The 10,148-nt window shown below is 58.3% G+C and carries 11 protein-coding genes and 1 riboswitch; of the genes, 8 read left to right on the forward strand and 3 right to left on the reverse strand.

The features are described from left to right. Window positions 1-207 precede the first annotated feature (207 nt). The gene (gene umuC / locus QLG07_RS16885) at window positions 208-1,230 is read right to left on the reverse strand and encodes a translesion error-prone DNA polymerase V subunit UmuC (RefSeq protein ID WP_282469735.1); all 1,023 of its coding nucleotides are present in this window, start codon (window positions 1,228-1,230) and stop codon (window positions 208-210) included. Window positions 1,231-1,483: 253 nt separating this feature from the next. Between umuC and QLG07_RS16890 the strand changes: the two genes are divergently transcribed. The 8 genes from QLG07_RS16890 (at window position 1,484) to crcB (ending at window position 8,352) form a co-directional block, all read left to right on the forward strand. Further along, window positions 1,484-2,482, forward strand: a complete 999-nt coding sequence (locus QLG07_RS16890) for a YncE family protein (RefSeq protein ID WP_085016771.1) — start codon at window positions 1,484-1,486, stop codon at window positions 2,480-2,482. 152 nt (window positions 2,483-2,634) lie between these two features. Beyond that, window positions 2,635-3,795, forward strand: a complete 1,161-nt coding sequence (locus QLG07_RS16895) for a TDT family transporter (RefSeq protein ID WP_085016770.1) — start codon at window positions 2,635-2,637, stop codon at window positions 3,793-3,795. After that, window positions 3,792-4,391, forward strand: a complete 600-nt coding sequence (locus QLG07_RS16900) for a uracil-DNA glycosylase family protein (protein ID WP_085016769.1) — start codon at window positions 3,792-3,794, stop codon at window positions 4,389-4,391. The genes QLG07_RS16895 and QLG07_RS16900 overlap by 4 nt, the downstream gene beginning before the upstream one ends. A gap of 49 nt (window positions 4,392-4,440) precedes the next feature. Further along, window positions 4,441-4,510: riboswitch (Fluoride riboswitch) on the forward strand. Between the two features lie 78 nt (window positions 4,511-4,588). Next, a complete protein-coding gene (locus QLG07_RS16905; protein ID WP_085016768.1) occupies window positions 4,589-5,497 on the forward strand; it encodes a DHHA2 domain-containing protein in 909 nt (302 codons plus the stop codon). Next, entirely contained in the window at window positions 5,494-5,919 is a 426-nt protein-coding gene (locus QLG07_RS16910) for a universal stress protein (protein ID WP_085016767.1), read from the forward strand. Before QLG07_RS16905 ends, QLG07_RS16910 begins: the two co-directional genes overlap by 4 nt. Window positions 5,920-5,934: 15 nt before the next feature. Continuing rightward, window positions 5,935-7,224, forward strand: coding sequence for a phosphopyruvate hydratase (gene eno / locus QLG07_RS16915; protein ID WP_085016766.1), 1,290 nt, complete (start codon window positions 5,935-5,937; stop codon window positions 7,222-7,224). Window positions 7,225-7,267: 43 nt separating this feature from the next. Further along, window positions 7,268-7,975, forward strand: a complete 708-nt coding sequence (locus QLG07_RS16920; protein ID WP_110412224.1) for a 2,3-bisphosphoglycerate-dependent phosphoglycerate mutase — start codon at window positions 7,268-7,270, stop codon at window positions 7,973-7,975. A gap of 2 nt (window positions 7,976-7,977) precedes the next feature. Beyond that, entirely contained in the window at window positions 7,978-8,352 is a 375-nt protein-coding gene (crcB, locus tag QLG07_RS16925; RefSeq protein ID WP_010260804.1) for a fluoride efflux transporter CrcB, read from the forward strand. 167 nt (window positions 8,353-8,519) lie between these two features. On the opposite strand, the gene QLG07_RS16930 is transcribed toward crcB, so the two are convergent. Further along, window positions 8,520-8,921: a VOC family protein gene (locus QLG07_RS16930; RefSeq protein WP_085016764.1), complete on the reverse strand. Its 402-nt coding sequence runs from the start codon at window positions 8,919-8,921 to the stop codon at window positions 8,520-8,522. Window positions 8,922-9,046: 125 nt separating this feature from the next. After that, a partial coding sequence (locus QLG07_RS16935; protein WP_282469736.1) for a tyrosine-type recombinase/integrase occupies window positions 9,047-10,148 on the reverse strand: 1,102 nt, incomplete at its 5' end.

Genomic DNA, 10,148 nt, shown 5'->3' on the forward strand with positions numbered 1-10,148 from the left:
AAAGTACGGGCAATCTCATCGAGCTCTTTTTTGTATATACAAATGGGTATACTTAACTGTAGATTTATGTATATGCATATGTATATACACTATAGAATAAAATACGATACAAATCTTGAAGTTAAAGCTCCTAGGCATTAAGTACTTTATTAGAATGATGTAACTAACATAAATTTGATCAGCTCCATCTTTATATAGCCAAGTGTATTATTTAGCGATGGGAAATTCCTTCAGGCTTGTTGTATATCTAGGCGATAGCATTTCTCTTTTCATCTGCCATGGGTTATCAACTCCTTGCCCAGCAAACCAAACCTTCCCAAGCCCGGATTTATTGATTGTGTCCAGAGCTGCCATCAAGGCATCCGCATTGGCTTTAGGCTGGTTTTCACTAAACATATCAAGCTGTGCGATTCCGGATTGGTAAAAATCACCTAACATGATGCCTGCTTTGGCATATCGATAACCATCACGCCATATGCTATCTAAGCCCCTGATAGCAAAACCCACGATGTCACGCGTATCACTGGTTGGATATTCACAGGTTAAGGATGAAGTATTAGCATACTGAGGTTCATCGCCATAGCGGCCAGTGGCTATAAAAACACTGACGTGCCTACATTTTGAACCCTGCTCTCGAATTTTTTCTGCAGCTCGGGTGGCATACGTTACAACCGCATGCTGCATGTCCTCCAGCCCAGTTATGCGCTGTCCAAATGACCTGGAGCATACGATCTGTTGTTTCGGTGGGGGAGCCTCTTCAAGAGCTATACAGGACTCTCCATTCAATTCTCGAACTGTACGCTCAAGAACGACGTTGAAATTTTTTCTTATCATAGTGGTGTTGCAATTAGCCAGATCCAGCACCTTGTTAATGCCCATGGCCTCCAGCCGTTTTCTGATACGCCCTCCGACACCCCAGACTTCATCTATGTCAACTATCGCCATCAGTTTGCGCTGACGTTCCGGGCATGAGAGATCTACCACACCATTAGTTTTACTCCATTTCTTAGCCGCATGATTAGCCAGCTTAGCCAAAGTTTTTGTAGGCCCAAAACCAACGCCAATTACTAATCCGGTTTCTTTCTTAACACGGCTACGCATTTGAAGACCAAATTCCTCTAAAGGCATGTAACTGGCAATACCGGTGCAGTCCAAAAAGCTTTCGTCGATCGAATAAATTTCCTGACCAGGTGCCATATCCCCAAGAATCGACATCATACGATTGCTCATATCGCCGTTTATGTGGAATGCAATTTAAACAAAAAAAATGAGCAACTATTCCTCATGGACTGAAATCCAGAGCCCCACTTATTCAGCCTTAAATTGCTGCAGTTTACCTCCGCTCAGAGCATAAAGAAGTGAACTGGTAAGACATAGCCGGAAAATCGATTTCCCTGAGAGGGGGTTATCTGCCACGCTTCTTCTGAAGCCCTTAAGCGGGCAATGAGTCTTATCCCTTACCACCCCTTATGCAGGAAAAATGATGATAAAAAAATACAGGATCCCGGGACTGACCGCGGTGGCGCTTCTTCTCATCAGCACCCTCGCCGGTGCCGCAGAGGCGCGCTGGACGTTTGACGGCGATATCCACAACAATTCTCTTGCTGTCAGTCCCGATGAAAAAACGGCGGTGGCCTCCTACAGTGAGCGCCCTGACGTGGTGGTTTACGACCTGGTTAACGGCAAAGTCAGAAAGGTGCTGAAGGGATACGTCACGCCCCGCAATGCGCTTTTCTCCCCCGACGGGAAGGCTGTATATCTTTCAGACAGCAGCCTCGGCGTGGTCAGAAAAATCAGCACCGGGACGCTTGACGTGGAGACCACGCTGCCGCTGGGGGCCGGGGCATTCGGTACAGCCATCAGCCGTGACGGTCAGCGTCTGTATGTGAATAACGAAGCCGCCAGCACACTCTCGGTGTATGACCTGACCCACAACCGGCCCGTTTCGGTTGTGACGGGTTTTGCTCAGCCCCGTCAGGGCATCAAAATCAGCCCGGACGGCAAAACCGTCTACGTCACCAACTTTAAGGGCGATAAAATCACCCTCGTTGACGCCGTAACGGGTGAGATTCGCGGCGAGATAACCGGCTTCAGCAAGCTGCGCGCCATTTCTGTCAGCGCCGACGGCCGCACGCTTTACGCGGCTAACAGCGGGAGCAACACCATCGCAGTGGTTGACACGCAGAAGCGCGCCATTACGGCAACCATTCCCGTGGGGCAGGACCCTTACGGTGCCGCCCTGACACCGGATAACCGCTATGTTTACAGCGGCAACCTGGGTGACAACAGCCTCTCCGTTATTGATACCGCCGCCGGTAAGGTGGTCGCCACTGTTACCGGACTGGATGCGCCCCGTCAGGCCATCGTTTTCAGTAAAGACAGTGCCCGCGCGTGGGTGCTGAATAAAGACCTCAGTATTTCGGTGGTTGACCTGAAACAGAACCGCGTCACGGCCACGATTAAAAGCCCGCCGAAGGCCTGATTCAGTCCCTCCCTCACTCCGGTGCAGTAACAGTCTTTCGCAGGGTGAGGGAGGATAAACCACTTTTACAGATTTATTTTAGCTGAATAACCTGTTTTAAAGATTTACGTCTGCATGCCTATACTGTTTCTGTTTACACAGGAGATCCCGGCATGAACGATAAAATATTTACCCTGCATAACGGAGCACGCCCGCTGAGCGCGCTGAGCAGCCCGAAAGAGGCCATACGTCAGTTCACGCCAAACTGGTTCGCCGCCACCATGGGAACCGGTATCCTGTCGCTGTCTCTGGCGCAGTTCCCCTGGCCGGTTCCGGGATTGCGCCTCGTCGCGGAAGGGCTGTGGATGTTTAACATCCTGCTGTTCAGCGTTTTTGCCGTGATGTATCTGGCCCGCTGGGTCATGTACTTCGGTGAGGCAAAGCGCATCTTCGGCCATTCAACCGTGTCCATGTTCTTCGGCACCATCCCGATGGGCATGGCGACCATCATCAACGGCCTGCTGGCGTTCGGTCTTCCCCGGTGGGGCGCAGACGTCATTCCGGTGGCGCACGCCCTGTGGTGGCTGGACGTGGCGATGTCGCTGCTGTGCGGCGTGTGTATTCCTTACATGATGTTTACCCGGCAGCAGCACAGCATTGACCAGATGACGGCCGTCTGGTTACTGCCGGTTGTGGCTGCCGAGGTCGCAGCGGTCAGCGGCGGCCTGCTGGCGCCGCACATTGCCGACACCCACGCGCAGCTCGGCATCATTATTACCAGCTACGTGCTGTGGGCTTACTCCGTACCGGTGGCGCTGAGCATCCTTGCCATCCTGCTGCTGCGTATGGCCCTGCACAAGCTGCCGCACGAAAGCATGGCAGCCTCAAGCTGGCTGGCCCTGGGGCCGATTGGCACCGGTTCGCTCGGTATGCTGGTCATCGGCGGCGATGCGCCCGGGGTGTTTGCCGCGGCGGGCATGCCGGAAATCGCTCACATCGCGCAGGGCGTGGGGTTCGTTGCCGGCATTCTCTTCTGGGGCTGCGGCCTGTGGTGGATGCTGCTGGCCACGCTGATAACCGTGCGATACTTTCGTGAAGGCATTCCGTTCAACCTGGGATGGTGGGGCTTTACCTTCCCGCTGGGCGTGTACACCGTCGCCACGCTGAAGCTGTCCACCCTCGTTGACCTGGCGTTCTTTAAAGGCTTCGGCGCGCTTCTTGTCGTCATGCTGGCCGCCATGTGGCTGCTTGTCGCTGTGAAGACGGTGCGCGGGGCATGGAGCGGGAAACTCTTTGTTTCCCCCTGCCTGGCAGGCCTGGACCGGAAGTCGTGAGTGAAACCTGCACGTCGCTGCTGGACCCCTTTCTGCGCGAGGAGCGCCTCGCGGCGATTACCGCGCCGCACGTAGCCGCGCTGAATCGCTGGGTCAGCGGGCAGCGTCAGGCCGGCGTGGAACTGCCGTGGTTTGATCCGGCCGACGGCGGGACCGGGGCCGGACTGCTTGTCCTGCTGCAGTCGCCGGCGCGCAGCAGCCCGTCACCCCGGTTCGTTTCGCGAGATAACCCGGGGCCGGCCCAGCAGAATCTGGGGCGGTTTCTGGCGGAGGCCGGTATTGCGCGCCGGGACAGCGTGCTGTGGAATACGGTGCCCTGGGTCAGTGACGGGCCGCAGAAACGGCCCTCAGCGGCGGACATCCGCAGCGGCTGCGCCTGGCTTGAGGGCGTGCTGGCGTATCTGCCCGCGCTGCGCGTGGTGGTGCTGGCCGGTGCCGTAGCGGCGCAGGCCCGCGGGACGGTCAGCTGCCTTCGCCCCGGCGTCACGGTGCTGACTATGCCTCACCCCAGCCCGCTGTCGCTTTGCACAAGCCCGGCAGTGCCGGAAAACATCCGCCAGGTGCTCCGCGAGGCACGCACTGCGCTGGCGGGCTGAGAGCGCCGCCGGAATAATACTGACAGGTTTTGCAACCGGCTCTATACTCACAGTACAGGGTGATGGCGTTCCACCCTTCCCAACCGCTCCGTTCAGGAGCTGATGACGCCTGATGTGACTCTTGATTTTCAGGAGGTGCGTCAGGCCGTCCTTACTTTCCTCCCGGCCTGCGTACTTCCCTCTATGGGGAGAGACCTGTGATACACGTTTTTGGCCACATTAATCCTGACAGCGACGCCATCTGCACGACCGTCGTCACCGCACACTGGCTGACCGGGCGCGGAATGGATGCCCGCGCATGGCGTCTCGGCGAGGCTAACCGGGAAACCCGCTTTATCTTTGACGCCGCCGGCCTCACGCTGCCGCCGCTGCTCGCTTTTCCGCTAAAGGATGAACGGGTCTGGCTGGTCGATTTCACCGAACCGGCACAGGGGCCTGACGACCTGCTCCGGAGCAACGTCGTGGGCATCACTGACCACCACCGGCTGGGCGGGCTGATAACGCAACTGCCGCCGGAGGTACATATTCGCCCGGTTGGCAGCAGCGCCACGCTGCTCTGGCTGCTGATGGACGCAGAAGCGCGCCGCATGCTGCCCCCGACGCTCGCCGTGCTTCTGCTGGGCGCACTCCTGAGTGATACCGTGAATCTTCGCTCGCCGACCACCACCGAAGACGATATCCGTTCGGCGACCGAACTGGGCGCACTGTCTGGCGTAAACCGCAGAGCCTTCGCCCGTGACCTCCTCACCGCAAAAACAGACGTCAGCGGCCTCAGCGCACAGCAGCTGCTGGACAGGGACCTCAAGGCCTTCGTCATTGCCGGCACCGACGTGCGCATAGCCCAGATTGAGGTCAGCTCACCGTCACAGGTTGCCCCCGTGATGAACGACCTGCTCGCAGCACTGGCGTATCTGGCAGACCAGTCGGGAGCTGGCCTGGCGGTGCTGATGCTGACCGACATTCGTACCGGGTTCTCAACGCTTTACTTCGCCGGGCGGGAGAGCGTTAACGTCGCCTCCTGCTCCGTACCGGGCATGCTCAGCCGCAAAAAGCAGCTTCTGCCGTGGCTTGAGTCCCGCCTTAACCAGAACGGAGGTTCATTATGACCTGCTACACCCACGCACTGATACTTGTGAACGATAAAAACGACGGCACTCTTCTGCTGAAACGGGCGGTCGCGCTGGCGCAGCCGCTCGGCATGAAAATCACCCTGGCGCACATCAGCGACGACTACCGGGAGATGAACTACGTGTCTGACAGCCTGATGGACGACGTCGTGTCGGAGGAGGTGCTGAAAGGCAAAGCGTTTATGAGTGAGCTGGCGGCCTCCGTGCCTGAGACGGTAGACACGCGGGAGCTGGTGACCATGCGCCGCGTTGAGGACGTGGAGAAGTGCATCGCGGAGCTGGGCGTGGACCTCGTGCTTGCCGGGCACCGAAACCGCTTTATGGGAATGCTCACCTCCCGCTCGGCGGACTACATCAACCACCTTACGGTGGATGTGCTTATCACTCACCTGACTGACTGAACCGGGAGAAACACCATGCGCTTTACACTGGATAACGTAACCGCCCGTGAAATTCTTGACTCGCGCGGCAACCCCACCGTTGAAGTTGAAGCCCGGACTACGGACGGGATGATGGCGCGCGCCTCGGTGCCTTCCGGGGCCAGTACCGGCTCGCGCGAGGCCGCAGAGCGCCGCGACGGTGACGCACACCGTTTTGGCGGTAAAGGCGTGCTGGATGCCGTCAGGGCGGTTAATACGGAAATCTGCCAGGCCGTGCGCGGCAGCGACGTGCGCGAACAGCGTCAGCTGGACAACATCATGCTGGCGCTGGACGGCACGGAGAACAAGAGTCGCCTGGGTGCCAATGCCATTCTGGGCGTGTCGCTGGCGGTGGCCCGGCTGGCGGCACAGGCCTCCCACGAGCCGCTGTGGCGCTACCTGGGTGGCCTGCAGGCGAACCTGCTGCCCGTGCCGTGCATGAACATTATCAACGGCGGCGTGCACGCCCGCGGTCAGGGCGCGGACTTTCAGGAGTTCATGATAGCCCCGCACGGCGCACCCACGCTGCGCGAGGCCGTACGTCAGGGCAGCGAGGTCTACCAGGCGCTGCGCCAGATCCTGCTGGACAACAACCTGTCGGCGGCAGTGGGCGACGAAGGCGGTTTTGCGCCCGCCGTGTCGTCAAACCGCGACCCGCTGGCGTTTATCGTACAGGCCATTGAGAAAGCCGGATACCGGCCCGGAGAAGACATCAGCATCTGCATGGACCCTGCCTCAAGTGAGTTTTTCGCAGACGGCAAATATCATCTGCGCACCGAGGGCAGCGCGCTGAGCGCGGCGGAAATGACGGCATACTACGGCGAGCTGATGGACCAGTTTCCCGTCATCCTGCTGGAAGACGGCCTGGCCGAGGACGACTGGGCGGGCTGGAAGCATTTGCACCGGCAGCTTGCGGGCAGGGCCGAACTGGTTGGTGACGACCTGTTTGTCACCAACGTGAAGTATATCCAGCGCGGCATTGACGAAAACCTCGCCAGCGCCGCACTGATTAAACTCAATCAGATAGGCTCGCTCAGCGAAACGCTGGACGCCGTGGCGCTCTGCCAGCGGCACGGCTGGGGCGCGTTCATGTCCCACCGCAGCGGGGAAACCACGGACACGTTCCTTGCCGACCTGACGGTGGCCCTGCGCGCGGGACACCTGAAAACCGGCGCGCCGTGCCGCGGCGAACGCGTGGAAAAGTACAACCAGCTGATGCGCATTGAGCAGGCGCTGGGTGACGATGCGCACTACGCGGGGCTTCATGCGTTTGTGCGCCGCACGTAGCACATCCGCCGGACGGTCCCCGTCCGGCACAGAAGGAATGCCTGTGGCCTCTGCAACGCTGATCCTTTTGCGTCACGGCGAAAGCCAGTGGAACCGGGAAAACCGTTTTACCGGATGGACAGACGTGCCGCTGACGGTCAGGGGGCTGCAGGAGGCCGACCGGGCCGGTGACGCGTTGCGGGCAGCGGGCCTGATGCCCGACCGTGTCTTCACCTCGGTGATGACACGCTGCGTTCACACGGTCTGGCGGGTGCTGGACCGTCTTGACCGCAGCTGGACGCCCGTGGAAAAGAGCTGGCGACTGAATGAGCGCCACTACGGGGCGCTGCAGGGGCTGAACAAGGACGACGCTGCCCGGATAATGGGGGAAGAGACTGTCCGGCTCTGGCGCAAAAGCTTCAGCGGCATTCCGCCCGCGGACGCGGAGGCTCCGGCGCAGCTGCGTCGGGATCTGCGCTACCGCCGCGTTGCGCTGGCCGACCTGCCTGCAACGGAAAGCCTGGAAATGACGCTGCGCCGCGTCATGCCGTACTGGCAGCATGCTGTGGTACCGCAGTTACGCTGCGGAAGTTCCGTTCTGGTTGTGGCGCACGGCAACACGCTGCGCGCCCTGACCGCCTTCCTGGACGGCATGCCTTACGACAGCGTGGCACAGCTGCACATCCCGACCGGCGTGCCGGTCGTATATCAGATGGATGCGGCCGCCCAGGTCGTGTCCCGTGATGTTCTGAATATTAAAAAAAAGGAGTGAACATGAATCAGCTTTTTGCCGTCATCACCGGCGGTGCTTTAGGGTGTGTTATCCGCTGGCAGCTGGGCGCGCGCCTGAATGCGCTTTTTCCGGACCTGCCGCCGGGGACGCTGCTGGTCAACCTGCTGGGTGGATTTATCATCGGGGCGGCCCTGGCGTATTTTCTGCGCCATCCCGGCCTCGATCCGGCCTGGCGGCTGCTCATTACCACCGGGCTGTGTGGAGGAATGACGACCTTCTCCACATTTTCAGCTGAGGTTTTTGCCCTGCTGCAGTCAGGCAGCTATGCCTGGGCAGCCGCCTCGGTGCTGATACACGTGCTGGGTTCGCTGGCCATGACGGCGGCCGGATTTTATATCATGACGCTGTGTGGTTAACCCGGACCGTACGGCCTTTAATCCAGGCGAGACCTCAGTGCAGCGACCGCTGCACTGAGGTCAGACAGTTCAGTATATTGTTCAGAAGCGCTCTCTGCGGGCCTGACCCGACAGGGTTTACGCCTGTAATGCTTCTCGTAAATCCGGGGCACTGTCGTGACAGAGTTTCAGGTCTGTCTGTTCTGGTAAAGGTCCCAGCGATTGCCATAGATGTCCTCAAACACGACAACCATTCCGTATTCTTCCTCCCGCGGCTCCTGACAGAAGTGGACGCCTTTTGCCTTCATAGCATTGTAGTCGCGCCAGAAGTTGTCGGTCTGCAGGAACAGAAAAACCCGTCCGCCGCACTGATTGCCGATAAAGCCTTCCTGCCGATCGTTCGACGCGCGGGCAAGAAGAATAGCACAGTCGCTGTCAGGGTCCGGCGTCACCACGACCCAGCGCTTACCCGGCTGCGGCGTGTCCTCAATCAGGGTAAAGCCCAGCTTATCGGTGTAATACTCAATTGCACGATCGTAGTCATCGACCACAACAGCCACATACCCCATACATCGCTTCTGTTTTCTCATCTGCGGCTCCATCAGTTACGGCATCACGCCCGCTATAATCAGATTTATATCAGATACGACGTTCGGTCGTCTGTACTGACTCTGCGCTGACACCCTCAGGCCGGACATTGTAAGCATCTGATCCGTCAGGATTGTGGATCCAGTCTTGTAAGAACCCGCTCAACCTTTTCAGCATCCTGCTCCAGTATGGATCTCTCATCGGGAGTGAGCGGAACCTCTTCGAGGTAACGCCGGATGGATGCTTTACTCTCCATTATCAGCCCGCGCGCGCTGTCTTTAAGCAGGTTAAAATCGCAGCCGATGCAGGCCATCCGGTGCTGACAGCTGCTCCAGAAAGGGTTCGTGCAGTATGAGTCACCCAGATCATAGTACGTCGCGGGTCCGGTCAGACTGGCGGCTTCCGGATCGTGGTCAATCAGCACGCTTATCATATGAGAGACCCTGTCGGCTTTGACGAACGAAGCGGCCAGCTGAGTCGGACGTATACGAATATAATGCAGGGTTGACTGTGGGGATGAATGGCCGGACCACTGCATCAGCTCATGTAAAGACATCCCCCCGGCAACACTGGCCAGTGCTGTAACGGCAGAAGCACGGCCGCGGTGGCTGGTAATGGGACCGCGTGAATCTTCCACAGACATACCCGCTCTGGCGCAGAGAAGCGGAATGACAGTGAGATTTATTATGTTTCTTCCCACCGGTTTACCCCGGTTCTGAAACAGATAACGAACTTTTTCACCGGTGCGTTCATCCGTAAATGCTGCCTGCTCCTGAGGACGCTCACTGAGCCAGATATCGACATATTTTTTCACAACAGACGAGACTGGCTTAACAAAAGCTTTAGACGTTTTGCCGGCTGGTACGCTGAGATAGCACAGAGTACCGGCCGGGACAGGGCTGCTGTTTTCCTGCAGAATGTCATCCACCTGTGGGGTAACGCAGTTCATTGTCAGGCGCAACAGCTCGTTCTGTCGCAGCCCGGCATGCGTCCAGATAACCGCCATAGCCTGAAGCATAGACAGGGGATAATGAATTTCGCTCAGCAAATCTTCCTGACGCAGGTTCAGACTCGCCCAGACCAGTCTGAGCCAGACCGGATCATCAATAACGCGGGGGCTCACGCCCTGACGAAACAGCGGTGTATCAGGCGTGGACAGATGGCGGGCCGGACTGAACGGTAGCACGCCTGCTGCGTGAGCTCGTCTGCTGCGCAGCCGAAGTCCTTTC

The sequence above is a fragment of the Erwinia sp. V90_4 genome (assembly GCF_029967685.1).
GTDB classification, from domain to species: domain Bacteria; phylum Pseudomonadota; class Gammaproteobacteria; order Enterobacterales; family Enterobacteriaceae; genus Erwinia; species Erwinia aphidicola.

Coding starts and splice junctions, on each gene's coding strand:
- umuC (WP_282469735.1), bottom strand. CDS start 1,230: ATGAGCAATCGTATGATGTCGATTCTTGGGGATATGGCACCTGGTCAG.
- QLG07_RS16890 (WP_085016771.1), top strand. CDS start 1,484: ATGATAAAAAAATACAGGATCCCGGGACTGACCGCGGTGGCGCTTCTT.
- QLG07_RS16895 (WP_085016770.1), top strand. CDS start 2,635: ATGAACGATAAAATATTTACCCTGCATAACGGAGCACGCCCGCTGAGC.
- QLG07_RS16910 (WP_085016767.1), top strand. CDS start 5,494: ATGACCTGCTACACCCACGCACTGATACTTGTGAACGATAAAAACGAC.
- eno (WP_085016766.1), top strand. CDS start 5,935: ATGCGCTTTACACTGGATAACGTAACCGCCCGTGAAATTCTTGACTCG.
- crcB (WP_010260804.1), top strand. CDS start 7,978: ATGAATCAGCTTTTTGCCGTCATCACCGGCGGTGCTTTAGGGTGTGTT.
- QLG07_RS16930 (WP_085016764.1), bottom strand. CDS start 8,921: ATGAGAAAACAGAAGCGATGTATGGGGTATGTGGCTGTTGTGGTCGAT.